The organism is Synechococcus sp. JA-3-3Ab (assembly GCF_000013205.1).
Classification (GTDB): domain Bacteria; phylum Cyanobacteriota; class Cyanobacteriia; order Thermostichales; family Thermostichaceae; genus Thermostichus.
Window position 1 is genome coordinate 1,759,742 of the sequence record NC_007775.1, and the last position, 22,662, is coordinate 1,782,403.

A 22,662-nucleotide genomic window follows, 5' to 3' on the forward strand; every position below is an offset into this window, starting at 1 on the left:
TCCTATAGGGACTTGCGCTGCGAGCAAAAGGCCAGCACATAGCCCAAGATGGTGTTCCAAATGGCCAAGGAAATCAGGGCCAACACCAGCAGAGGCCACTCCCTTGGGATCCGCAGCAACAGCCCCAGCATGATGCTCATGGATCCCAGCGTGTCCGACACCGAAAGGCCGTGCAGCTTAAACAAAATCGAGCGATCCCCAAGGAGCGGCGCTGTTCCCCACAGCCAAAACAGCACCCCGATCCCAAACAGAAGATAGCTGAGAGCCTCCACCAAAACTTCCATGTTGATTCCCCTTAAAGCATTTCCAAGCGCTTGAGCACGTGGGCCAGCAGCATTAGGGCTGCATTGCCCACCGACAAAATCAAGACCCCCACAATCCCGATCATCCAGTCATCCCGCACCACAGATACCACCAAAACCAGGATGGCCGTCTTGGTCGATAAGCTGGCAAAAGCCAGCATCGTCTGCCAAATATCCTCCTTCAGCCAGGCGGCATACAGCGGCAGGCATAGGGTCAAAGTCAGCAGAAACAGCAGTAGATTCACGCCTCCTCCCGCGGCTTGAGCAGATGCACCTCGTAGGTGCCTTGGGCATCGCAATTGAGCACAATGGTTTTGGGCGTAAAAGTAATCAAAAAGATGTCGAGAAACACTAGTCCCGCCGAACGATTGGGGAGAGTTTGTTTGTATACAACCTCCTCTACGGTGTGGGGTCTGAGGATCATCTCAAAGGCCTCCCAGTAAGCTTTCGGAACGGCGAAAACGATCTCCCTGAGCACCCGCCCCCAATCCCGCCACCGCACCGGCGCAGAGGCCTGCCGAGGCAGCAGCAGCGTCGCCGCCACCCCGATGGCCACATTGTCCCAACTCAGATTACCCGTCAGCAAAAACCAAATCAAAAGCCGCAGGCCAATTTCCAGCAAGCCCAACTCAGGGTAGCGCCACATGGTTCACTCCACTTAGCAGAATCCAGGCCAGCACCAACACCACGCTCAAGCCGCCCACCACTGCCTCTAGCCCTTCATCCAGACGCCATCCCTTCACAGGAATTCGCTCCCAAAACCAGCCCAGCGGGATCCCGAGGCCCAAGCTAAGGAACGCCTTGATGAGATTATCGACGTCATAGGCCGCTGGCAGCCAGAACCAGAGCAAGCCCCCGCCCCAAAGGACTAGGGCCACCTTGTCTGGCCAACCGGCTGCCGGGGTAGTGTCCCCGTTTGTTTGAGAAGGAAAAGCTCGCAGCACCCGCACGGCTATGCAGGTGGTGCCGACAGTAACCCCCACCAGCAGCCACTCGTGCCAGGGATCCAGAGCTGACAAGCTAAGGGCCTTGGCTGCATAGCCCAAAGTGCCGGGCACCCCCGCCAGCGAGGCCGTCCCCAAGATCAGCAGCGACCAGCGCCAGCGATTGGTTATCGCAGCCCCGACAAACAACAAGGGCTTCGCCAGCCCATGGGCCAGGCCGTACAAACCCGCCCACTGGGGTGCAGCGATGACAAATCCCATCTGCGACACCGAGCTCCAGGCCAAAAGGCGCTGGGGCGTGCTGGCCATCAAAGCCAGAAGGATCCCAAAGACCGCCGCGCCTGCGCTGAAGTAGGGCAGCCCCTGCGCCAAGACGGGCGAGAACTCGCTGCAGCGCACAAGGGCCATGGCGCCTGCTTTTGTAGTAAAACCGCTGAGCACCGCCGCAATGACAGGATCGGCAGTGGCGTAGGTGAGGGGCAGCCACAGGCCGGCGACGAAGACTGCCCCCTTGGCCAGAAGGCCAACGGCAATCAAGGCAAGAGCCGTGGGGTCGGCCAGGGCCAAGCCGCTCATCGCCAGGGATCCGGTGCGCACATAGACCAGCATGGATCCCACCAGGTAGAGGAGCATGGCCACATTGCTCATGAACAGGTAGCGCAGCCCCACCCAGAGCTGACGGTCGCGAGAGCGGTGCGGGGCGCTTTCCCCCAGGATCGGCTGGGACTCTGCTCGGCGACTGTAGGTGAGCAGCAAAAACACGCCGATGCTGAGCACCTCCAGGGCCACATAGACGCTGATCAGGTCAGCGCTGATGACGACGGCGTTGGCGCTGCCGTGGACGATCAGCAACTGCATGGCCAGAAAGCGGCTGCCCACAAAGCGCCGATCCAAATACAGGGCCACCCCAAGGGTGACCAGGCCATGGGCCAGGAGCATGGCCGCGGCGTTGCCATCGATCCGCAACGTCACCCCGAAGTGATCCAGCAACTGGAGCTCCAACGGCGCAGCAGTTGCCCCTGGCAGGCCTCCCTGCTGCACTGCGTAGGCTATCGTCAGTCCAGCCATGATGACCAGGCTGGGACGGGTCAAAGCCGGCAGCAAGTAGGTGGCAAAGGCCAGCCAAAAGGGCAGTGCCACCCAGACCAACGTCAGTTCGGTCGTCAGCTCAGTCATCAGCTACCGCCTGCTCAATACTCTCCACTTCCAAGGTGGGATGATCGCGGGACAGCTTCATCACCCCCACCAACATCAGGGCTTGTACCGACAGGCCGATGACGATGGCCGTGAGGATGATTCCTTGCGGAACCGGGTCGGCATAGTCCACCTGGCGCCAGGGCTTGTAGATGGGAGTGAACACGCCGGTGCGGGCGGCCCAAATGACAAAAAAGGCGATGACCCCGGTGCTCATCACATCCATGGCCAAGATTTTCATGATCAGATTGCGCTTGACCACCACTCCCCAAAAGCCCAGCAGGATCGTAAGGATAATTGCAGCGTGTGCCATGGGTACCTTGCCGTTTGAGCCTCGATGGTGATTTTCCATTCAGCTAGAAGCCGCAGGAGCCCTGCTCCGTACCCCCCTATATCCCCCCCGTATACGGGGGGACTGGGGGGCCGGGGGCCGGGCCGGTCAGTGACGGGAGAAATGCGGTCTGTTGATGTACCATCACAGCATGACTCAAGTCCTGACCATCTCCTGCAAGCTCAAGGTATCTAATTCCCAAGCCGCCAAGCTGGATGCGACTCTGGACGCCTTTGTGCAGGCCTTGAACTGGGTCAACCAAAACACGCCGGAGAAGATCCTCAACGCCCTTAAGCTCCAATCTCTGGGTTACCGCGACATCCGTGCCCGCTTTGGCCTATCCAGCAACCTGGCACAACAGGTATGCAGATGGGTGGTATCTGCCCGCAAGACTGCCAGCCAGAAAAAACCGTCCGGTCAAAGCCTTCAAGGCGGGCTTCGTGACCTACGCTGCCCGCATCTTCTCCTTCCGAGCGAAAGACTGGACAGTATCGCTCACCACCGTTGAGGGGCGGGAACGGTTGGAGCTGTCCATCGGCAACTATCAACGAGGGATGCTGGCCGGCACCAATCCCCAATCGGCCACGGTGGTCAAACGCAAAGAGGGTTCTTACTCCATCCAGATTTGTGTGGAGCATGACCTGCCGGAGCCGCAAAACACCGCCAAGGTCATGGGGGTGGACTTGGGTAGAAAAGACATTGCACACACCTCAGAGGGGGATAACTGGCATGGACAGCCGTTGAACCAGGTCAGAGACCACTACTTCTGGTTGAGAGCGATCCTCCAACAAAAAGCCAGTCAGGGCAGACGCAGTTCACGGCGGAGATGTCGGGAACTGCTGCAACGGCTGTCTGGTCAGGAGAGACGCTTGCAAACCTGGGTCAATCCCTGCATCTCCAAGGCTATTGTTTCCAGGGCAAAGGCGACCGATAGCACGATTGCCTGGGCAGACCTCACTGGAATCAGAGAGCGTGTCAACTCACAGCCGCGCAACAAAACCGAGCGTCGGCGGTCCAATAGTTGGGCGTTCTATCAACTGAGGCAGTTTGTGTACTACAAGGCGCTGCGGGCTGGGGTGAAGGTTGTGGTGGGACGCAGACTACAACGGAGCGTTAGCATCAGCGAAGCGTAGCGCCTATGTCATTGCACTTTTGGGGGCTGCTGTAAACCAGCCGCCCTACATCCCCCCGTATACGGGGGGAAGGGGGGCGGTCGGAGTCGGGTAGTTTACTATCCAACTTCCGCAGCCGCAGCAGCCAGATGGCGACATCTCGTCCGAGGGATCCGCCCAGACGCAGCCGGGATCCCCAGGGCTGAGGCTCGAGGTCGCTGAAAATAAGCTGGAAACACACTGGGCCGTTTCCGGTCTTCGCCCCGCTTCCCTAAGCCCCCTCTGGATATGGAGAGAGCTCTTGTACGCTGCCTTGGGATGGAATAGCTTCATGGAGTTGGCGTAATGGCCGTCAATTTGCATTAGGACTATATTGCAGTCGGCTATCATGAAGCCAAAACTGTTCTTGTCGGATGGATTAGTCTCGTTCGACGATCTGCAGTGATGCCCAGTTCTGCTGAGTCTCTGTCCTCTCCGCTTCCCCAAGGCGAGGCCCTCAAGCCCTCGGTGGTGGCGGCGCGGGAGCCTTTTTTGGGGCTGCTGAGGGATCTGGCACGGGCTTACCAAGCCTTTGAAAATTACGCCGGCGCTCACATTCGGCAGATGGGGCTGACTGCCCCCCAATTTGACGTGTTGGTAACCCTCGGCAACACCCCCGGCCTGACGATGAATGTCCTGGCCCAGAAGACACTGGTTACCAAGGGGACGCTGACCGGGATCGTGGATCGCCTGGAGCAGAAGGGGTTGGTGCGCCGCGAGGTACCCCCAGAAAACCGCCGCTGCTTCAAGATCGTGCTTACCGAAGAGGGGGAAAAACTGTTTGAGCAGGTTTTCCCGGCCCATGTGGCCTACCTAAAGGAGCGCTTTCAGAAGTTGGATCCAGAAGAGATGGCCCAGATCCAGGCTTGCCTGAAAAAGCTGCAGTCTATTTTCCATCTCCCTCGGGGGCAGACCCAGGATTGTTGAGGAGGCCTCTTACCCCAAGACCCAGAGCATCAAGACGACGCCCAGGGTAACGGCGGCAAAGAGGGCGTAGCTAATCCGGCGCAGCGGCTGCAGTTGCATGGCATGTAGATCCTTAAGCCAGCCCAGCCCCAGCGATTCCACAAAGCGATCCAGCACGGCCTGCATGGGGTAGGCGTAAACGGATCCCTGTTCTTTGAAGTTCACCAGCAGGACCAGCAGCGTGGCGTAGCCCCAGAGGAGGCCCCAGAGCACAGCACTCAACCCGATCAAGATGGGCTCAAGCATCGAGCTTCCTTGGCCTTCGGTAGGCGTGACCCCCGCTTCCTCAGTGTGACGAAGTTTTGCAAGATGGAAGGGTTGGATCCCATTTTCAGGCTCTTTTCTGCTTGAAGCCACATCCAGGCCTGCTTTTTAGGACAGGGGAAGGAGGGTTGTCCAACGCAAAAGATGGCAGACTAGGGTTACCTGCCCCACCTCTTCTGGACGAGTCCCTATGAGCTCTCGCTACCTGCTGCTCCCCGCCGAGCCCAAATCGGTCGGTATTGCCTATCTGATACATTTACACTGAACACTGCTGAACATCACTGTTCAACTATGCAGCGATAGCATTCTGCTTGTTTCCATTCGCGTTAGCGGGACGGAGTCCAAACAGAATGGCGGTATCCCGCAAAGCTTTGAGTAGAATACCCAAAGCGCAGTTTCCGTGTCGTCTTACTACCAATTTTCTGCTTTGCTTTGGCTACCATGTTGGCAGACTCGAAAGTAAACAGAAAGATCAACTGGTAGTAATCCGTACTGAACATATTATACATTATTTTCAGTATAGTTGAGCTTATTATTGACTAGAGTCATGCTCCTCTGGGCGCTGGGCATATTCGGCATCTGCGGTGTCCATCGCCTCTACTTGGGCAAGACTGTGACGGGCCTTCTCTGGCTTTTGACCTTTGGGCTCTTGGGCTTTGGCCAGTTGATCGACCTGTTTCTGATCCCAGGCATGGTGGACGACCACAACTTCAAGCTGGCCGTCTTGCAGGGGATCCGCCCCTCTCCGGCTCCCGCCAAGGGGGTCTCGGCGCCGCCTCAGCCTTTGAAGGGTCAGGCTTTGATGCGGGAGATCCTGCGGCTGGCGCAGCAGCGGCAGGGGATCCTCACCCTCTCGGAGATCGCCATCGAACTGCCTGCTGATTTTGACGAGATTGAAAAGGCGCTGCGAGAGCTGAGCCGCCGGGGCATCGCCTCCCCCGAGAACAACCTAACCACCGGCGCCGTGGAGTACCACTTCCCTCACCTGTTGCGCTCCCCTGGCGACCGACGCTCCCTCTGACAACGTCCTACTGGGATCCCAGGATGCCGCGCTGTTTGGCTAGCTGCATCGCCCGGCGAAAGGCCAGCAGCCCCAAGGCGAAGTAGAACACGCCGCTGGCCAGAGCCATGAGCAGCCGCAAGGGATCCAAACCCGCCTCCCGCACCATCACATCTCGCAGCAAGCCGGCCCCCGCCGTCATGGGCAGCATCTGTCCCAGCCACTTCAGGGATCCCGACCACTCCTCCGTGGGGGTAGCCAGGAGAAAGAGGAGGCCAAACTGGCTCAGGATCAGCAGCTGTTGAATGCGCTTCCAGATTAAGGCGGCGGATCCCAGCAAAAACGAGAAGCCATAGGCCCCCAGCACCACGCTCGCCAACGGCAACAACAGGGTGGGGGGAAAGTGCAGCCGGCTGCCGGTAAGCAACAGGATGATCCCCAAGATAACGACAACGGTTGAAAAGCGCAGCACCAAGCTGGCGCAGGCCCGCGCCAAAAACAGGGTGGCCGCCGAAAAGGGCGAGAGCAACACCTGCTCCAAGGTGCCTGTCTGGGCTTCCACCTGCAGGTTGAGGGCAATGTCGTTGACCACAAAAATGACCAGCGTCCAGAGCACATAGCCAATCACCACCGCATCCAGCCGTTGTCCAAACTGCGAGGCCGGCCCCGCCACATACTGAGCGCCGGCAAAGAGGGCATAGAAGAAAAAAGTGGTGATCAGGATCCCGCCCAGGGCTTCTGCCGGATAGCGGATGTACTGGATCCAGGCCCGCTTCAGCTCGGCCCAAAATAGGTACAGCAGTGGCCTCATCCCTGCTCCCTTCTCCTTTTCAACAGCTTGAGGAAAATGTGGGTGAGATCCGCTTCCTCGCGCTTGATCCTGAGCAAGGGCAAGGGCTTGAGGATCTCCAGCACCTGATACAAAGTCTCCGAGGAGCCGCTGAAGCGCAGCTGATGGGATCCCAGGATCTCCACCCCTTGCTGGGCCAGGCGTTCCGCCCGGCTGGGATCCAGCTTCTGCTCCAACTCAATCCGGTAAGAGCCGGCGGCGCCGGCAAACTGCCGGATCATCTCCTGCGTGGGAGCTTGGGCAATAATTATCCCCCGCTCGATCACAGCCACTTGGTCTGAGAGCGCCTCGGCTATATCCAGTTGGTGGGTGGTGAGGAGAATGGCCCGACCTGAAGCGGCAATTTGGCGGATCAAGGATTTCACCGCTTGGGCGGCTTCTACATCCAACCCCAAGGTAGGCTCATCCAGCAACAGCAGAGCCGGCTGGTGCAGAAGGGCAACAGCAATGGCCACCTTCTGCTGCATACCCCGCGAAAGGGTTTGCACGGCAACATCCCGCTTCTCCCCCAGGCCAAAGGTCTCCAGCAGCTCTGCCCCCCGTTGGCGAGCCGTTCTGGGGGATAACCCCCGCAGCACGCCAAAGTACTCCAGGTTTTGCAAGGGGGTAAGCCGCCAGTAGAGGTTGCGATTGCCTTCCAGCACCGCTCCCACCTGGGCCAGCGCACCCGGATCGGCGTGGGGATCCCGCCCCAGGATGCGCACGCTGCCGGCATCGGGCTGGATCAGCCCGGCGATCATCTTGATGGTGGTGGTCTTGCCGGCCCCGTTGGGCCCCAGAAAAGCCAGGATCTCCCCTGCCGCAATCGCCAGGGAGACATCCACCACTGCCCGAACCTCCTTGCCCCCCTGCCGGTAGGTTTTCTGAAGGTGGTGGGCTTCTAGAACCTTCATGGGGCAAACACGAGGCAAAAGGGAGTGCAAAAGTTCCACCCGAGAAGGGCCGGCCATCCATCCCAGTTTCTCACGGCAGAGCCCAGCCCCCCCGCAGCCAGGACTAGGTGGCTGTTGGGATCCGGGCTTCCATCAGGGCCAAGCTCATTTTGTCCAGCCACTGCAAAAGGTTCTCCAGTTGCTGGGCCGCAGGCACCATTCCCAGGCCCCGCACCGTCACCTTGCCCGGCTGATAGACAAAGCGAGACTGCAAATGGGCCGGCAGGGCTTCCTTGAGGCGGTTCCAGGCCGGCTCCTCCATGGGGGTTTCCAAAAGCACATGCTCCTTGGCCGGCCTAATGCGGGAAAAGCCCAGCGTGCGGGCCAAAATCTTCAGCTCCATCACCCGCAGCAGCTCCTGGGTGGGCTTGGGCAAGGGGCCAAAGCGATCCTGCCATTCCTGGGCAATTTGCAACAGTTCGACCCGAGAGCCGGCAGCCGCCAATTGGCGATAGGCCTGCATCTTTTGATCTTCGTCAGGGATATAGCTCTGCGGGATCATGGCCGTTATATTGAGGTCAATTTGCGTGTCTTCCACCTGCGGGATCTCTTGGCCGCGAATTTCTCGAATCGCCTCTTGCAACATCTCCAAGTAGAGATCAAAGCCCACCGCGTTGAGTTGTCCGGATTGCTGAGTTCCCAAGAGGTTGCCAATGCCGCGAATTTCCATGTCCCGCAGCGCCAACTGATAGCCGGATCCCAGTTGGGTAAATTCCTGAATGGCCTGCAGGCGCTTGCGGGCCTCTTCGGTGAGGATGCCATCTTCTCGGTAGAACAGCCAAGCATGAGCTTGGATCCCGGCCCGGCCCACCCGTCCTCGCAATTGGTAAAGCTGAGCCAGACCAAACTCCTGGGCATTTTCGATCAAAATAGTGTTGACACGGGGAATATCTAAACCGGATTCAATAATGGTGGTGCAGACCAAGATATCGATTTCTCCGTTGTTAAAAGCCAGCATGGTCGCTTCCAGCTCCCCTTCCGGCATCTGCCCATGGGCAATGGCAATGCGGGCACCGGGCACCCATTCCCGCAATTTGGCGCTGGTCTCTTCGATCCCTTCAATGCGGTTGACCACATAAAAGACTTGCCCGCCGCGATCCAACTCTTGGCGGATAGCCGTGCGAATGACCTCAGGATTGTAGGGAGAAAGGTGAGTTTTAATCGGGCGCCGCGAGGGCGGGGGAGTCTGGATCAGGCTCATTTCCCTCAACCCCGACAAAGCCATGTACAGCGTGCGGGGAATGGGGGTAGCCGTAAGGGTGAGCACATCCACCTGGGTTTTGAGGAGTTTAATTTTCTCTTTTTGGTTGACGCCAAAGCGCTGTTCTTCGTCAATGACCAGAAGACCCAAATCGCGAAACTGCACATCCTTGCCCAAAAGTTGGTGGGTGCCCACAATGACATCGAGTTCGCCACTTTTGAGGCGGGCCAGGATCTCTTTTTTCTCTTCGGGAGTGCGGAAGCGGTTGAGCAGGCCCACTTGAATGGGGTAGGGGGCAAAGCGCTCTTTGAGGGTGTGGTAGTGCTGCTGAGTGAGAATGGTGGTTGGCGCTAGAAGAGCTACCTGCTTGCCGGCGGTTACGGCCTTAAAGATGGCGCGGATGGCCACCTCCGTTTTGCCAAAGCCCACATCGCCACACAGCAGTCTATCCATGGGGCGAGGGGACTCCATATCCCGCTTGATTTCCTGGACAGCGCGAATTTGGTCCGGCGTCAGGGGGTAGGGAAAAGACTCCTCAAACTCCTGCTGCCAAGGGGAATCCGGGGGGAAGGCGTAGCCCTCCTGCTCGGCCCGTTTGGCGTAGAGCTGCAGGAGATCAAAGGCCACTTTTTTCAGACTCTTTTTGACTTTTTGTTTGGTCTTTTCCCAGGTGCTGCCGGACATTTTGTGCAGGGCAGGTGGCCCATCGCTGCTAGCCCGGTAGCGCGAGAGGGAGTTGACCTGGTCGGCAGCCACCCGCAACAAGCCATCGCTGTATTGAATGACCAGGTATTCTCGGGTTTCGCCGCCAATGGTGAGGCTTTCCAGCCGTAAGAACTGGCCGATGCCATGGGCCTTGTGGACAACAAAATCCCCCGGCTTGAGCAGGTTGGGATCCACCTGGCGGGAGCTGGCCTGGCGGCGCTTGCGCACATAGGTGGGGGTGGCCAGGCTGTGCTGGCCGAAAAACTCCCGGTCGGTGAGCACCACCCACCCCAGCGTGGGCAGGAGAAACCCCTCCAGATCTGCCAAGCTGGAGTACTTCAGGGCCACCGGCGTGTAGGACTGGAGCTGGCGCTCGATGGCGGGGAAGTCTTTGGGGTTGGGCACATACTGGGCCGGGCAGTCGTGTTCCTGCAGCAGGGCCACGGTGCGGGAGGGCTGGGCAGAGAGGATCCACACCTGCAACTGCTGCTTGCGGTACTCGCGCAGGGTTTTGGCCAGGGATCCAAACTGGTGGGGGATGGCGGGAACGGCCCGGCTTTTCAGGTCAAGGGCAGCTTCGGCTTCGCCAGCAGGGGCAAAGGTGCGGGCCAACAGGCAGGGGAAGGGATCCCAGTCGGGAGCATGGAGATCGAAGGGGCGGTGAAAGGGCTGCAGAGCCGGCTCCGCAACCTGGGCCTGTTTCCACTGTTCTTGGGCGTGGTAGAGCCACTGCTGGCTGTGGGCCTGGCACTGCTCCGGCTCGTCGATCAGGATGAGGGTGGTGGGATCCAGATAGCTGAGCAGATTGGCGGGAGGGGTGTAGAGCAGGCCGAGAAAACGGCGCAAGCCCTCCGGGGGGGTGGGCGACTGCTCCAACTGCTGCCGTAGGCCCTGGGAGAGCTGATCGGCTTTTTCCTGCAGAGCCGGCCAGAGGATGGGTCCGTAGCCAGTGGGGGTCAGCCAGACGTAGGGGATCCCGTCTTGAGAGCGCTGGCTCACCGGGTCAAACTCCCGCAGCCGCTCCAGCTCGTTGCCAAACCACTCCAGGCGCACCGGCCACTCGCAGGCCACCGGGAAAACGTCGAGAATATCGCCTCTCTGGCTCCACTCCCCTTCGCTTTCCACCAGGCTTACCCGCCGATAGCCCAGACGAGCCAACTGCTGCCCCAACTGCTGCGGCGACATCTCCAGGCCGGGTTCCAGCTTGAGGCAAAAGGCCCGAAACACCTCTGGAGGGGGAAGGTGGGGTTGGAGGGCCCGCTCCGTGGCCACAATGGCCATGCCCTTCTTCCCCTGGAGACCATCGGCCAGCACCTGAAACTGACCCCACACCAGCTCCGGCTCCAGGTCAAACGGCTCGTAAGGGGAAGCCTCGGAGGTGGGATAAAGCTGCACGCTCTCCCAGCCCATGCCCTCCAGTTGCGCCGTCCAGCGGCCCGCCTCTTCCAAAGTGGCAGTCACCACCAGCAGGGATCTTCCCTCCTGCTGGGCCAAAGCCGAGGCGATCAACCCCTTCGGGATCCGCCCTGCCCCCTGCAGATCTGCCTGTCGCTGCGATCTCAACCGGGCGGCCAGCTCTTGCATCAAGCCAGATTGGGCCAGAAAGCGCACCAGCGGGATAAACGACATCTTCCACCCCACACTGCAAACTGGGATCCCAATTCTGGCAAGCTCCAGGGACGATCAGCAGCCGTCTGCCGCCACTGTAGACCGGCAGTCGTCCCTTGCCGGGAAGCGCTCCTGGATCTATACAACAAGACAACAGTTTTGTTGTTTAAAGACGAAAAAGACCAAAATCCTATACTAGCGGCCTGCCAGGCTTTGGCCGCTAGGTTCGCAGTGCGCTCTTTGTCTTGTAGTCTAAATTACAAAAAAGGGTTCACACTTCCAGAATCCTAAAATTAACCTTTAGAGTCGGACGGCCTGTCAATTGTCTTAGCCAAGATTCGATGTTAGAAGGAACAAAAATCAGGGCTTTCCCGGCCTCATCCAATGTCTGCTAGGGAGCAAGATGTTTTTCATGCAAGAGGTGTAGCTGCGTCAACTGCAGAGGATGTTGTCGGAAAAAGCTGTATTGGCCAATTCATCTAAGCTTGGTACAAATCATGTTTCTAGATACCGTTGCCCTTTCTCGTCTACAGTTTGCCCTCACGGCCATTTTTCACATGTTGTGGCCGGTTTTAACAACGGGGATGGCCATTTATCTCGTTGTGATTGAGGGGCTTTGGCTAAAAACCCGCAACTTAGATTACTATCGTCACGCTCGTTTCTGGTCAAAACTCTATGTGTTGAACTTTGGCATTGGCGTGGCCTCAGGCTTGCCGATGGCCTTTCAGTTTGGCATGAACTGGGCGCCCTTCTCCGAAGCAGTGGGAGATTTTTTCGGCACCATCCTGGGGTTTGAAGGCACGATGGCTTTTATGCTGGAGGCCAGCTTTCTGGGGATCATGCTGTTCGGCTGGGAGCGTGTCCCGCCGGTGATTCACTGGATCTCGACAATCCTGGTGGCCTTTGGCGCCAACTTATCCACCTTTTGGATCCTGACGGCCAACTCTTGGCTGCAGACGCCGGCAGGTGGGGTATTTGTCGATGGAAAATTTGTGGTGCGCGACTACCTGCAGGCCATTTTTAATCCCTTTATGCTCAACAGCTTTCTCCACATGTTCTTTGCCACCCTGGAGACTTCTTTGTTTGTGGTTGGTGGCATCAGTGCCTGGTACATCCTCAAGGGGCGGCATGGCGAGTTTTTTTCCCGTTCCCTCAAAGTGGTCCTGGCGATGGCTCTGGTGGTGGCCCCCTTGCAGGTGTTTATCGGCCACTTGAGCGCGGAGCAAGTGTATCGTTATCAACCGGCCAAGCTGGCGGCCATGGAGGCGCAGTGGGAGACGATCCCCGCCGGCGAGCGGGCGGATTGGAGCCTGTTGGCCTTGCCCAACGACCGAGAGGAGCGCAACGAGTGGGAGGTGAAGATCCCTGGCGCGCTGGGCTATCTGCTGGAGTTTAAGCCCAGGCTGGATCGACCGGTTTATGGTTTGAAGGCTTGGGAGCCGCAAAATCGTCCTCACCTGATTGGCCTGATCTACTACTCCTTTAGGACGATGGTGGCCATTGGCCTCTTTCTGGCCGGGCTTATGGGGGTTACCTTAATCCAGTGGCTGAGGGGCAAGCTGTCGGCGGAGGCCCTCTCCCAGCAGAAGTGGCTGATGTGGGCCTGGGTCTTCGCTGGCCCGCTGGGCTACATTGCCGTGGAGACCGGTTGGATCGTCCGCTGTGTGGGCCGGCAGCCCTGGATTGTGTACGAGCAACTGCGCACGGCGGAATCGGTTTCGCCGCTGCCGCCAGGAGAGGTGCTGTTTTCTTTGGTCGGCCTGAGCGCCTTGTACACGGTGTTTTTCGTGGCCGCTCTTTACTTTGGCAGCCGCATCATCCGCAAAGGGCCTAATCTGGAGCTGCCTGCCCCCGTTCCGGCAACCCAGCCGGTGATCGTGATCGAGCCTGCTCGCCACGAGCCGGATCGCCGTCCGGCGGAAGCTCGGTAGCGCCGCTGCCCAGGCGACATCGCAGTTGGGAACTGTCTCGAACTAGCCTGGCTAGAAATACCTAAAGCGGAGGGAAGGACCATGGAATCCTTCGAGCCTTTACAGCAGTTTTTGCCGCAAGTCTGGTTTTTTATCCTCGGTCTATTCCTATTCCTTTATGTCTTGCTGGATGGATTTGACTTGGGAGTGGGCATCCTCTCCCTGACGGCTTCCAGCGAGACGCGCCGCAGCATTCTCATGACCAGCTTGGGCAATGTTTGGGATGCCAACGAGACGTGGCTGGTACTCATGGGGGGATCCCTATTTGGAGCCTTTCCCCTCGCCTACGCCACCATCCTCAATGCCCTCTACATTCCGCTGGTGATCATGGTGGTGGGCCTGATCTTGCGGGCCGTTTCCTTCGAGTTTCGGGAAAACGCCGACAACAAGCTGGTCTGGAACCTGGCCTTTGGGGTGGGTAGCTTTTTGGCGGCGCTGGGCCAGGGGTTTGCCCTGGGCAGCGTCTTCGAAGGGATCCGCGTTGATGAAGCCGGCCACTTTGCCGGCAGCCCCTGGGATTGGCTGACCTGGCGGACAGTGTTGGTGGCCCTCACCCTGATTCAGGGCTATGTCTTAGTTGGCTCGGCCTACTTAATTGTGAAGACCACGGGGGAACTCCAGAAAACCTACTACAAAACGGCAACCATCGCCACCTGGACAACGTTGCTGGGGGCAGTGTTTATCACCATCAGCACCCCCATCATGTCGGAGCAAGCGCGCTCCCAACTTTTCTCGCCTCCTCTTTTCTATATCTTTGCTGCCATCCCCGTTTTGGGGCTTTTGTTGGTGGCTCTGTTGCTGCGCAGCCTGCGCCGGCGAGAAGAAACTAGCGTGTTGGTTTATACCTTTCTCATCTTTGCCCTTTCTTTTATTGGCCTGGGGTTTATGGTTTTCCCCAACATTATTCCTCCCAGCGTCACCATCTACGAGGCAGCAGCTTCTCCCAGTTCGCTGGTGTTTATGCTTACCTTTATTGGCTTTTTGATCCCGGTTATCTTGTCCTACAACATCTACAACTACGTGGTGTTCCGCGGCAAAATTGTGGTGCAGGAAGCAGCAGCAGAAGAGGCCAAAGTTCCGGAAGCAGCTTAAAAGGTCTCAGCGCAATCCAATTGAAACCCCGCCGGACGTTTTGCCAGGCGGGGCAGGCTTTTATCTTGCAGCTCTGGGAAGCTAGACAGGGTTAACCGTCTCCAAGACTTCACTCCCGCTTAAGCCACTGCCGGATTTGCTCGGCAGCCACATCGCGACCTCCCAAGCCAAAAGCCAAGGCCACCGCGACGGCAATCGCGCCCAGCACCAAGCCAAAGGCCAGCACCACGATATCGGTGGCCACGCCCATCTGCTGCAAGGCCATGGCGCCGACAAAGACCAGGATGGCCGCCCGCGCCGCCTGGGCCAGCACCCCTGAGGAGGGGTTGCCCAAGCTCTTGATCATGGAATGGGCCAAATTGGCCAGGTAAAGGCCGATCCCGAACACCAGGGCGCCGATGAGCACCCGACCGGAAATCAGCAACAGCCCCTGGACGATGTCGGTCAAAGCGGCAAACTGCAGCAACTCCACCGCCGGCACCGCCCCGAACAAGACCACGCCCACCCAGACCACCAAGCCGGCAATCTCAGAGGGGGTGCGCCGCTTCGCCAACGCCGAGGGATCCCCTTCGGCGGCGGGAGCTTCAGGAGCAGGGGCCGAGGGCAAACCAAGGCCGGCAGCCAAGCGGTCGAAACCGATTGCCTGCAGCAACTGGGTCACCAAGCCAGCCAAAAACTGCCCCAGCCAGTAGAACACGGCCAGGATGAGAGCAGATCCTGCAATTCGGGGAATGGCCCGCAACACCTGCTCCAGCATCGCCACCGCTGGATCGGAGATGGCCCGGATTTCCAGGGCCTTGAGGGCGGCAATCACTGCCGGGATCAACACCAAGACGTAGGCCACTGTGCCCACCGTTTGGGCCAGCTGGGGAATGCCAAAGCGTGCCCCCAAGCGGTTAAACAAATTGGAATTGGAAACGATCCCACGCACGATGCGAGCTAGAAACCAGCCCCCCACACCGATGATGAGCGCTCCCAAAATGCGGGGTACCATCGACAGGATTTGATCCAGCAGGTTTTGCACTGGCTGCAGCGGCCCCTGTAGGTTCAGGGTATCCAGGATGATCGGCAGAAAGAACAGCAGAATCAGCCAGTAAAGGGCATTGCCCAAGGTTTCATTCAGTAGGAAAGGGGTGACCTCTGTACCTCCCTCTTGGCCGGTCGGGGTTCCTTCTACGCCTGCCTCACCGGCAGCGCTTTCCTGCTGTAGAGGCCGGGCCAACTGCTCATCGAGGTTGAAACGCCGCAGCCCCTGGATGACTGCCAGCCGGGCAACTGTAGCCACCGCCCAGCCCACAGCCAGCAGCACCAGCGCCCCACCCACCCGTGGCAGATAAACGAAGATTTCCCCCAAAAACCTGTTGAGCGGATCGGAGACAGCTTGAAGCTGCAGGGCATTCAGTACCGCCACCAACACAAAAGCAAGAATCACCCAGTAGACGGCAGCGGCCACCCAGCGCTCCGTTTGGGGCAGCTTCTCGCCGGGCTTTTGGCCCAAAACCCAAGCAGCCAAGCGATTGCCCAGTTGCGTCCTTTTGAGCAGTCCTCTAACGCCGAAGGCTACTGCCATGGCCACTATCCAACCCAGAATTAAGATGACAATCGCCGCAAGGAGATTGGGCATAAAGTCGATAAGCCTAGACCAAAGACTCACGAAAAAAGAGATGGTCTCATCCCCAATGGTGTTTCTCGAGGTGTCCATGACTGTCCTCACAGCTTGCAAATGCTCAGGATGCACAAATGATAAGAGTAGGTTAGCCTGAAGCGCTTTTTCAGGCAAGCTGGCCCGACAGGGGGGGGGGGGGGAAAGCACGAATTTAAGCAGGAGTGCTGAATCTCGATGTAAAACTTTACGTTTATTCACATCAGCCTAGGAAATTGGCCGAGGCTCCAGGGGTGCCACTGAACAGGGGGGTCTGCTTAGGTTGTAGTATGTCTTGGCCTATCGTCAGATTGTCCGCAGCCATTTATCTAATTGCAATCTTAAATCGCAAAAGATGCTCCTAATTGGCTGTAGCCAAATTTTGCCTAAAAAAGTTACATCTGGCAGCTTGCGTCCAGGAGAAGAGGAAATCTGAATGATCTACAAAACCTACAAAATAACGACAAGTTCAGCCGGGCAGTTAAAGCTCTGTCGATATTGATCTTCTGTAGGATTGCCAGACTTGGCTGCCGGTTTGTCTAGGGATCTGGTTGCGAACTTCCACAAATTTTCAGTGTTGTTGCTTTTCTAGATTGGCTTTTTCCAATAGACCAGCGCATCTTCTCCGCTGTAATAGCCCTTGCGGCGTCCCAGCAATTGAAACCCTGCCGATTCGTAGAGGTGGATGGCGGCGTGGTTAGAGGCTCTGACCTCGAGCGTGGCCCAGCGACAGCCTGCGGCTCGAGCGTGATTGAACAGCTCCTCCAGGATCCTGCGGCCCAAGCCGCGCCGCCGATGGTCGGGATCCACCGCCAACGAGATAATGTGGGCTTCTTCTTCGATGCGCCAGAGGATGCCAAAGCCCACGAGCGCTTGGGTCGTTTGCGTCGCGAGGTCTGGAGAGGGAGGGGGGAACTCCGTTCGGCCCAAGCCACAGGAAGCGCCAGCGGCAGCCGGTTCCGCCACAACCCCGATCACCGTGCTGCTGGGTCTTTCCAGCTCCGCGCGATAGCCCTGTTCTCCCCAGTATCCGCCGTAGCAGCGGCGATCCAGCTCCAGCAATTGGGGCAGGGCGGTGAGGTCGAGCACCTGCAGCCGATAACTCGTACCGCTCATGGTGGTCTAGTCCCGCAATTCGCAGAACTCGGCCAGCAACAACTGCCCAAAGGGATCGTCATCGGGGGCGGCATAGGGCAGGGCTCGGCGGCTAAGGCTTAAGATCTGACCCCCCGATTGGGGATGGGGCTTGAGCTCGTAATCGATCCCTTCTTGGAAGCCGGCCTCTTGCAGGTAATCTTGGGCGGCTTTGAGGATCCCTTCTCGCAGTTGCGCTTTGACGGCAGGGGCCATGAGGTGGCGAACAAACCACTGGGCGCTGGCGGGATCCACCCCAGCGAGGTATCGAAGGGCAGGGGTCAACACGGCGGGGCGCTCTTGAGGGGAGAGGCCGTTGACCTGCTGAGCTACCGCGGGCACATCCCGCCGTTGCATCGCCTGGATCAGGGCTTGAATGTCTGGGGAGAAGGAGGGATCCTGCGCTTGGCTCATGGCTGGGGGTACCAGAGGGATTCGAGGGTGCGAACAAGGGCTGCTGCTTCGAAAGGAGAGGGAGCAGTCGGCAGACAGACGGTTACATGGCCCAGTTTTCGCCCTGGGCGGGCGGGGGTTTTGTGGTACCAATGCACCGTGGCATTGGGGAGCTGGGCCAGGCGCTGCCGCTTCTCGGCATAGTCGCTGGTGGAGTGCTCATAGCCCAAGAGGTTCACCATCACTGCCCCCCCACACTTGAGGGAGGGATCCCCCAAGGGCAGGCCGAGGATGGCCCGCAGGTGTTGCTCGAATTGTGAGGTGTGGCAGGCTTCCAGGGTGTAGTGGCCGGAATTGTGGACCCGCGGCGAGATTTCGTTGATCCAGATCCCGGCCTTGGGGTGGGGCGGCGGCACCCAGAACAGCTCGATGGCAAACACGCCCACCGCATCCAATTTTTCCATCACCTTGACCGCCAAATCCCGGATCTCGGCCTCAACAGAGGAAGGGATGCGGGCGGGCACCAAGACGTGGCGACAGACTTGGTTAACTTGAACCGTCTCCACCACGGGGTAGATCTGGATTTCTCCCGTCAGCCCTCGCGCCACCATCACCGCCAGCTCCCGCTCAAACGGGATCCACTCTTCAACCAGCAGCGGGATCCCGGCATACTCAGCCAGAGCCTGTTGCAAGGTTGCTGGGTCGGGCAGGATGCGGGTGCCCTGCCCATCGTAGCCCTGCCGCCGCCGCTTGAGCACCAAGGGAAAGCTCAGGCTAGATAGATCTGCCGTCTCTGCCGGCCAAAAAGCCGGCACCGGCAACCCCAGCTCTGCCAGAAACTGCCGTTGGTGCAACTTGTCCAGCAGCGGCTCTAGCGTGCTCAGGCGAGGACGAAAGCGGGATCCCTGCGGATCCAGTTTTTGCAGCTCCGCCAGCGGGATGAACTCGTTCTCAAAAGTTACCACCGGGCAGCGTTGCAGCAACTGGGCTGTGGCCTGGGTGTCGGTCACGGCACCCCAGACCACGCCGTCGGCCACGGCCACCGCCGGATCGGTAGGAGCGGCAGCCTGAACAATCAGCGGGATCCCCAATGGGCGAGCCGCCAAAGCCAACATCTGCGCCAACTGCCCACCGCCGATCACCCCCACCGGTTGGAAGCTCTGGTTTTTTGGGGATACCTGGGGTTCCACCACTGTCTCGCTATACTGACGGGTGTGCCTGCTTGGATCCAAAACCCATTATGGGATCCCTTGCCCTCTAGCGCTAGGAGAAAAACGGTGGAACCCCCTCAACCTTCTGAGCTCAGAGCTTTGATCGACCGGGCTTTGGCAGATAAGGTCTTAACCCGCGCTGAACAACAGCAGATCCTCAATGCCGTCGCAGCCGATCAAGAGGTTTCCCCAGAAGAGCATGACTCTAGTCAATGATATGCTGGACTATACTGAAAATAATGTACAGTATGTTCAGTATGGCTGCTTGGCATGGCTAGGTATGTAAAACCGAGAGAAGCGGCGGATTATTTTGGGGTGTGTCTCCACACCTTGAGGCGATGGGAACAGAAAGGCTGGATCAAAGCAATACGTACTCCATCTGGTAGGGCAAGAAGGTATGACCTCGACAGCTACATCAGAACGCCAAAGAAAGCCAAACGAGTCGTTTTGTACGCCCGAGTCAGCAGTCGAGGGCAGAAACCAGACTTGGAGAGACAGATTGCAAGACTGGTTGACCTCTATCCTAGAGCCGAGGTGGTCGGAGAGATTGGCGGCGGTCTCGACTTCAAAAGACCAAAGTTCCTTGCCTTATTGGAACGAGTTCGTGCGGGAGATGTCGGAACAATTGTGGTCGCTCACAGGGATCGACTCTGCCGGTTTGGATTTGAGTTCGTTGAGTGGTACTGCCGTCAATACGGGTGCGAAATCTTGGTTCTCGATGACGATCACCTTTCTCCCCAACAGGAACTGGTTGAGGATATCCTCACCATCCTGCACTGCTTCAGCAGTCGGCTCTACGGACTCAGAAAATACCGGGCTGCAATCGAGAAAGATACGGATTTATCCGGAGCCAGCGCTGGCTAAAGTTTGGAAGCGGTGGCAAGCGGCGTGCCGGTACTGCTACAACCAAGCGATTGCCTATCAGCGCCAGCATGGTGCCCCAAAAACGGCCAGAAAGCTGCGGGACATCATCCTGCGCTCCGACCTGCCCGGGTGGGTGAAGGACGCCCCCTGCCACATCAAGCAGAACGCGGTCGTCGAGGCGTGGTTGGCGTTTCGCCGAAGCAAAGACGCGAGGTTTCGCAGTGTGCGGGACAGGTCGCATACGCTGCAATTCAACGCCGGCAACTTTCGCAATGGGACGTGGTATCCGAAACTCACCCGAGGTTTGGCGTTCCGTGCATCCGAGGAGATGCCCAGAGAATGGGCACGTGGAACTGAGCTAATGCGGGTGAAAGACAGATGGTATGCCATCTTTCCTGAGCCCGTGAACGAGCAGTGTTCGTTAGCAAAGGGGGTGATCGCACTTGATCCTGGAGTAAGAAGTTTCCTTACAGGGTTTGATGGGGCGGGCTTTGTAGATATCGCCAAGGGAGACTTTGGCAGGATCGTTCGGCTGTGCTACCACCTAGACGATCTGCAATCCAGCCTGAGTAAAGCGCCGAGACCCAAGCGTAGGCGAATGCGGCAAGCGGCGTTTCGTCTGCGGGAGAGAATCAGGAACTTGGTGGACGAGTGCCATCGCAAGGTAGCGGCGTTCCTAACGGATAACTACCGATTGATATTCCTCCCCACTTTCGAGTCAGCCCAGATGGTTGCCAAGGCAGGGAGGAAGTTTGGTAGCAAGACAGCAAGGGCGATGCTCACCTGGGCGCACTATCGGTTCAAGCAGTTCCTGAAGTTTCAAGCCAAGAAGAAAAACGTGGTTGTCGTGGAAGTATCGGAAGCGTACACCAGCAAAACCTGTACCAAGTGCGGGCACATCCACACCAAGTTGGGTGGCGCAAAGGTGTTTAGATGCCCGAAGTGCAACCATAGGCTACCACGAGATTGGCAAGGCGCTCTGGGTGTTATGCTCAGAGCTTTGCGGGATACCGCCTTTCTGTTTGGACTCCGTCCGAGTAGCGCGGTCGCGTCAGCGTCGCGTAGTGACAACGGAAACGGACAGAATGCTATCGCTTCACCGCTGAACAGTAATGCTCAGCAGTGTTCAGCGTAAATGTATCAGCACGAGCTGCTGGAATTGGTTGTGGAGCGGCTCAACAGCGGCGAGATTCGCGCCGTGGATTGAGCCCGTTCTCATATTCCAAGCGCCTCAAGCAATACCCGCCAGGCATTGCCTAGAATGGAGATCCCCACCCCCTTTGACTGCTGCCATGAGTTCTCGCTCTTCTGACTGGTTCACGCGGGCTCGCCACATCTTTTACGGCACGGCCACTGCCCTGGTGGAGATCCTCCAAGACCCGGAAAAGCGGGCCGAAAACCTCAACCGCCTCTCGATGGACTTGGCACAACTGGCAGCAGAACTGGAGCAAAAGGGGGAGCTGATCGAACAGGAGGCTGTCCGCTACGTTGAAAGTCTCAGGGATCCAGCCGCCAACGCCCCCGCCACAGTTCCAGACAGCGAGAGGCCCGCTCCTGCTGAGAGTACCCCCCCGACCACGGCTTCCCCTGCCGGCTCTGCCCCTATCTCCAAAGAAGAGATGGCCGAGCTGATGGAACTGATCCACCAGATCGAGTCTTTGCGCCTGGATCTAGAGCGGCTGCGCACAGAACCTCCCTCTGCCTCCTCCTAAGTCTTGTGCGGTTCGACGTCATCACCCTCTTCCCGGAGTTTTTTGCAACGCCGCTGCGCATCGGGCTGGTGGGCAAGGCCCTAGAGCAGGGGATTGCCGAGGTTCACTGCACCAACCCGCGGGACTTTGCCACCGACAAGCACCGCCGGGTCGATGATGAGCCCTACGGGGGCGGGGTGGGCATGGTGCTCAAGCCAGAGCCTTTCTTTGCAGCCGTCGCCTCCCTGCCCCGCCTGGATCCCTGCGAGATCATCTTGCTCACGCCCCAGGGGCAACCGCTGAACCAGGCGCTGCTGCAAGAACTTGCCCAAAAGGCGCAGCTCATCCTGCTCTGTGGCCAGTACGAAGGCTTTGACGAGCGGATCCGCCAACACCTGGCCACCCGCGAGGTGTCGCTGGGCGATTTTGTCCTGACAGGGGGGGAGATCCCGGCGCTGGCCTTGATCAACGGCGTGGTGCGGCTCTTGCCGGGCACAGTTGGTAAGATAGATTCGCTGAGGAGCGAAAGTTTCGAGACGGGGCTACTGGAGTATCCTCAGTACACCCGTCCACCGGAGTTCCAAGGGCACAAGGTGCCGCCGGTGCTTCTCTCAGGCGACCACCGAGCCATCGCCCGTTGGCGTCTGCAACAGCAGTTGGTTCGCACCTGGCGAAGGCGACCAGACCTGTTGGCCAAACGCCCCCTCACGCCTGAAGAACAACAGTTGCTGGCAGAGGGACTGGCCGAGCAGCACACCGATGTGGAGGAACAGGATCGATGTTTGTAAACCGTCTCCGCTCCCCTTTCACCCCTGTTGGCCGGCTTGGGATCCCTGCAGCGCTGGGTCTGCTTCTGCTGGGGATCCTGGCCAGCTCCGAAGTTGCCCTGGCCCAAAGGGGAGATGTCAACGAGGCCATCCGCCGCGACCGCAACGTCCAGTTGTTCGACGGCACCAGCATTGACATGAACGACCTCCTGCGGGCCGCCGAGTTTCTCTCCCGGCAAAATGCCGCCTCGCGTTGGGACAGCAAAGCCGGGATCGACGCAGCGGTAGAGCAATTCAACTGCTCCCGCCGCCCTTTGGTGCTCTCCCCCAGAGCGCTGACGCCTGAGTCCACTCCCGACCCTTGAGAGGGATCCCACCCTCAACAGATCTGTTAAGATCGCTAAGCCGATCTTGCGTGCGCTAAAAGGTGGCGCACCGTTTTCGGGATCC

Annotated in this window: 24 protein-coding genes and 1 pseudogene; 11 read left to right on the forward strand and 14 right to left on the reverse strand. The window is 58.6% G+C overall.

The genetic code is table 11. The features are described from left to right. Window positions 1-2: 2 nt before the first annotated feature. From CYA_RS08275 to CYA_RS08295, 5 genes are read right to left on the reverse strand one after another with little or no spacing between them, the layout of a single operon-like run. Window positions 3-284: a monovalent cation/H(+) antiporter subunit G gene (locus CYA_RS08275; protein ID WP_011430583.1), complete on the reverse strand. Its 282-nt coding sequence runs from the start codon at window positions 282-284 to the stop codon at window positions 3-5. Window positions 285-295: 11 nt separating this feature from the next. Beyond that, complete coding sequence (locus CYA_RS08280; protein WP_011430584.1) at window positions 296-547, reverse strand: hypothetical protein; 252 nt, start codon at window positions 545-547, stop codon at window positions 296-298. Further along, window positions 544-948, reverse strand: coding sequence for a Na+/H+ antiporter subunit E (locus CYA_RS08285; protein WP_041438403.1), 405 nt, complete (start codon window positions 946-948; stop codon window positions 544-546). The genes CYA_RS08280 and CYA_RS08285 overlap by 4 nt, the downstream gene beginning before the upstream one ends. Continuing rightward, window positions 932-2,422, reverse strand: coding sequence for a cation:proton antiporter (locus CYA_RS08290; RefSeq protein WP_011430586.1), 1,491 nt, complete (start codon window positions 2,420-2,422; stop codon window positions 932-934). Before CYA_RS08290 ends, CYA_RS08285 begins: the two co-directional genes overlap by 17 nt. Then, window positions 2,415-2,753 (reverse strand): cation:proton antiporter subunit C, encoded by a 339-nt coding sequence (locus CYA_RS08295; RefSeq protein ID WP_011430587.1) that lies wholly within the window; start codon window positions 2,751-2,753, stop codon window positions 2,415-2,417. The genes CYA_RS08290 and CYA_RS08295 overlap by 8 nt, the downstream gene beginning before the upstream one ends. 169 nt (window positions 2,754-2,922) lie before the next feature. On the opposite strand from CYA_RS08295, the pseudogene CYA_RS08300 reads away from it, so the two are divergent. Next, a pseudogene (locus tag CYA_RS08300) lies at window positions 2,923-3,862 on the forward strand (RNA-guided endonuclease TnpB family protein); the annotation flags it as partial. Window positions 3,863-3,890: 28 nt separating this feature from the next. Here CYA_RS08300 and CYA_RS15080 read toward each other — a convergent pair. Beyond that, a complete protein-coding gene (locus CYA_RS15080; RefSeq protein ID WP_187147179.1) occupies window positions 3,891-4,124 on the reverse strand; it encodes a hypothetical protein in 234 nt (77 codons plus the stop codon). A 203-nt stretch (window positions 4,125-4,327) separates the two neighbouring features. Between CYA_RS15080 and CYA_RS08305 the strand changes: the two genes are divergently transcribed. Further along, on the forward strand, window positions 4,328-4,849 hold the full coding sequence (locus CYA_RS08305) for a MarR family winged helix-turn-helix transcriptional regulator (protein WP_228375232.1): 522 nt from the start codon (window positions 4,328-4,330) through the stop codon (window positions 4,847-4,849). 9 nt (window positions 4,850-4,858) lie between these two features. Here CYA_RS08305 and CYA_RS08310 read toward each other — a convergent pair whose 3' ends face one another. Continuing rightward, complete coding sequence (locus tag CYA_RS08310) at window positions 4,859-5,134, reverse strand: hypothetical protein (protein ID WP_099813128.1); 276 nt, start codon at window positions 5,132-5,134, stop codon at window positions 4,859-4,861. Window positions 5,135-5,687: 553 nt separating this feature from the next. On the opposite strand from CYA_RS08310, the gene CYA_RS08315 reads away from it, so the two are divergent. Continuing rightward, window positions 5,688-6,173, forward strand: a complete 486-nt coding sequence (locus CYA_RS08315) for an NINE protein (protein WP_228375234.1) — start codon at window positions 5,688-5,690, stop codon at window positions 6,171-6,173. A gap of 7 nt (window positions 6,174-6,180) precedes the next feature. Here the strand turns inward: CYA_RS08315 and CYA_RS08320 are convergent, their stop codons facing one another. The 3 genes from CYA_RS08320 to mfd are packed head-to-tail and all read right to left on the reverse strand — an operon-like array spanning window position 6,181 to window position 11,469. Then, window positions 6,181-6,963, reverse strand: a complete 783-nt coding sequence (locus CYA_RS08320) for an ABC transporter permease (RefSeq protein WP_011430591.1) — start codon at window positions 6,961-6,963, stop codon at window positions 6,181-6,183. Further along, window positions 6,960-7,952 (reverse strand): ABC transporter ATP-binding protein, encoded by a 993-nt coding sequence (locus CYA_RS08325; protein WP_228375236.1) that lies wholly within the window; start codon window positions 7,950-7,952, stop codon window positions 6,960-6,962. Before CYA_RS08325 ends, CYA_RS08320 begins: the two co-directional genes overlap by 4 nt. A gap of 46 nt (window positions 7,953-7,998) precedes the next feature. Further along, window positions 7,999-11,469, reverse strand: coding sequence for a transcription-repair coupling factor (mfd, locus tag CYA_RS08330; protein ID WP_011430593.1), 3,471 nt, complete (start codon window positions 11,467-11,469; stop codon window positions 7,999-8,001). A 476-nt stretch (window positions 11,470-11,945) separates the two neighbouring features. On the opposite strand from mfd, the gene CYA_RS08335 reads away from it, so the two are divergent. Together CYA_RS08335 and cydB are read left to right on the forward strand one after the other, a co-directional pair. Continuing rightward, a complete protein-coding gene (locus CYA_RS08335) occupies window positions 11,946-13,379 on the forward strand; it encodes a cytochrome ubiquinol oxidase subunit I (protein WP_011430594.1) in 1,434 nt (477 codons plus the stop codon). Between the two features lie 81 nt (window positions 13,380-13,460). After that, window positions 13,461-14,510 carry a cytochrome d ubiquinol oxidase subunit II gene (gene cydB / locus CYA_RS08340; protein WP_011430595.1) on the forward strand — a complete coding sequence of 350 codons (1,050 nt, stop codon included), beginning with the start codon at window positions 13,461-13,463 and terminating at the stop codon, window positions 14,508-14,510. 109 nt (window positions 14,511-14,619) lie between these two features. Here cydB and CYA_RS08345 read toward each other — a convergent pair whose 3' ends face one another. From CYA_RS08345 to CYA_RS08360, 4 genes are all read right to left on the reverse strand, one after another. Beyond that, window positions 14,620-16,212, reverse strand: coding sequence for a mechanosensitive ion channel (locus tag CYA_RS08345; protein ID WP_148203192.1), 1,593 nt, complete (start codon window positions 16,210-16,212; stop codon window positions 14,620-14,622). A 528-nt stretch (window positions 16,213-16,740) separates the two neighbouring features. Continuing rightward, window positions 16,741-17,268 carry a ribosomal protein S18-alanine N-acetyltransferase gene (gene rimI / locus CYA_RS08350; RefSeq protein WP_011430598.1) on the reverse strand — a complete coding sequence of 176 codons (528 nt, stop codon included), beginning with the start codon at window positions 17,266-17,268 and terminating at the stop codon, window positions 16,741-16,743. Between the two features lie 6 nt (window positions 17,269-17,274). Beyond that, window positions 17,275-17,700, reverse strand: coding sequence for a hypothetical protein (locus CYA_RS08355; RefSeq protein ID WP_011430599.1), 426 nt, complete (start codon window positions 17,698-17,700; stop codon window positions 17,275-17,277). Then, complete coding sequence (locus tag CYA_RS08360; RefSeq protein ID WP_041439083.1) at window positions 17,697-18,869, reverse strand: 5-(carboxyamino)imidazole ribonucleotide synthase; 1,173 nt, start codon at window positions 18,867-18,869, stop codon at window positions 17,697-17,699. The genes CYA_RS08355 and CYA_RS08360 overlap by 4 nt, the downstream gene beginning before the upstream one ends. A gap of 87 nt (window positions 18,870-18,956) precedes the next feature. Here CYA_RS08360 and CYA_RS15085 point away from each other — a divergent pair, with 87 nt between their 5' ends. The 6 genes from CYA_RS15085 (at window position 18,957) to CYA_RS08380 (ending at window position 22,577) form a co-directional block, all read left to right on the forward strand. Further along, on the forward strand, window positions 18,957-19,106 hold the full coding sequence (locus CYA_RS15085; protein ID WP_168173344.1) for a hypothetical protein: 150 nt from the start codon (window positions 18,957-18,959) through the stop codon (window positions 19,104-19,106). Window positions 19,107-19,160: 54 nt separating this feature from the next. Further along, on the forward strand, window positions 19,161-19,754 hold the full coding sequence (locus tag CYA_RS14155; protein WP_011430602.1) for an IS607 family transposase: 594 nt from the start codon (window positions 19,161-19,163) through the stop codon (window positions 19,752-19,754). After that, window positions 19,642-20,889 (forward strand): RNA-guided endonuclease InsQ/TnpB family protein, encoded by a 1,248-nt coding sequence (locus CYA_RS08365; RefSeq protein WP_148203193.1) that lies wholly within the window; start codon window positions 19,642-19,644, stop codon window positions 20,887-20,889. Before CYA_RS14155 ends, CYA_RS08365 begins: the two co-directional genes overlap by 113 nt. A gap of 157 nt (window positions 20,890-21,046) precedes the next feature. Beyond that, the gene (locus CYA_RS08370) at window positions 21,047-21,466 is read left to right on the forward strand and encodes a hypothetical protein (protein WP_049749759.1); all 420 of its coding nucleotides are present in this window, start codon (window positions 21,047-21,049) and stop codon (window positions 21,464-21,466) included. Between the two features lie 5 nt (window positions 21,467-21,471). Beyond that, a complete protein-coding gene (trmD, locus tag CYA_RS08375) occupies window positions 21,472-22,233 on the forward strand; it encodes a tRNA (guanosine(37)-N1)-methyltransferase TrmD (protein ID WP_011430605.1) in 762 nt (253 codons plus the stop codon). Then, entirely contained in the window at window positions 22,224-22,577 is a 354-nt protein-coding gene (locus CYA_RS08380) for a hypothetical protein (protein WP_011430606.1), read from the forward strand. The genes trmD and CYA_RS08380 overlap by 10 nt, the downstream gene beginning before the upstream one ends. The last annotated feature ends 85 nt before the right edge of the window (window positions 22,578-22,662 follow it).

Bases quoted from the DNA above. Each gene is read 5' to 3' on its own strand.
- CYA_RS08275 (WP_011430583.1), bottom strand. From the start codon at position 284: ATGGAAGTTTTGGTGGAGGCTCTCAGCTATCTTCTGTTTGGGATCGGG.
- CYA_RS08285 (WP_041438403.1), bottom strand. From the start codon at position 948: ATGTGGCGCTACCCTGAGTTGGGCTTGCTGGAAATTGGCCTGCGGCTT.
- CYA_RS08290 (WP_011430586.1), bottom strand. From the start codon at position 2,422: ATGACTGAGCTGACGACCGAACTGACGTTGGTCTGGGTGGCACTGCCC.
- CYA_RS08295 (WP_011430587.1), bottom strand. From the start codon at position 2,753: ATGGCACACGCTGCAATTATCCTTACGATCCTGCTGGGCTTTTGGGGA.
- CYA_RS08305 (WP_228375232.1), top strand. From the start codon at position 4,328: ATGCCCAGTTCTGCTGAGTCTCTGTCCTCTCCGCTTCCCCAAGGCGAG.
- CYA_RS08310 (WP_099813128.1), bottom strand. From the start codon at position 5,134: ATGCTTGAGCCCATCTTGATCGGGTTGAGTGCTGTGCTCTGGGGCCTC.
- CYA_RS08320 (WP_011430591.1), bottom strand. From the start codon at position 6,963: ATGAGGCCACTGCTGTACCTATTTTGGGCCGAGCTGAAGCGGGCCTGG.
- CYA_RS08325 (WP_228375236.1), bottom strand. From the start codon at position 7,952: ATGGCCGGCCCTTCTCGGGTGGAACTTTTGCACTCCCTTTTGCCTCGT.
- mfd (WP_011430593.1), bottom strand. From the start codon at position 11,469: ATGTCGTTTATCCCGCTGGTGCGCTTTCTGGCCCAATCTGGCTTGATG.
- CYA_RS08335 (WP_011430594.1), top strand. From the start codon at position 11,946: ATGTTTCTAGATACCGTTGCCCTTTCTCGTCTACAGTTTGCCCTCACG.
- cydB (WP_011430595.1), top strand. From the start codon at position 13,461: ATGGAATCCTTCGAGCCTTTACAGCAGTTTTTGCCGCAAGTCTGGTTT.
- CYA_RS08345 (WP_148203192.1), bottom strand. From the start codon at position 16,212: ATGGACACCTCGAGAAACACCATTGGGGATGAGACCATCTCTTTTTTC.
- rimI (WP_011430598.1), bottom strand. From the start codon at position 17,268: ATGAGCGGTACGAGTTATCGGCTGCAGGTGCTCGACCTCACCGCCCTG.
- CYA_RS08355 (WP_011430599.1), bottom strand. From the start codon at position 17,700: ATGAGCCAAGCGCAGGATCCCTCCTTCTCCCCAGACATTCAAGCCCTG.
- CYA_RS14155 (WP_011430602.1), top strand. From the start codon at position 19,161: ATGGCTAGGTATGTAAAACCGAGAGAAGCGGCGGATTATTTTGGGGTG.
- CYA_RS08370 (WP_049749759.1), top strand. From the start codon at position 21,047: ATGAGTTCTCGCTCTTCTGACTGGTTCACGCGGGCTCGCCACATCTTT.
- CYA_RS08380 (WP_011430606.1), top strand. From the start codon at position 22,224: ATGTTTGTAAACCGTCTCCGCTCCCCTTTCACCCCTGTTGGCCGGCTT.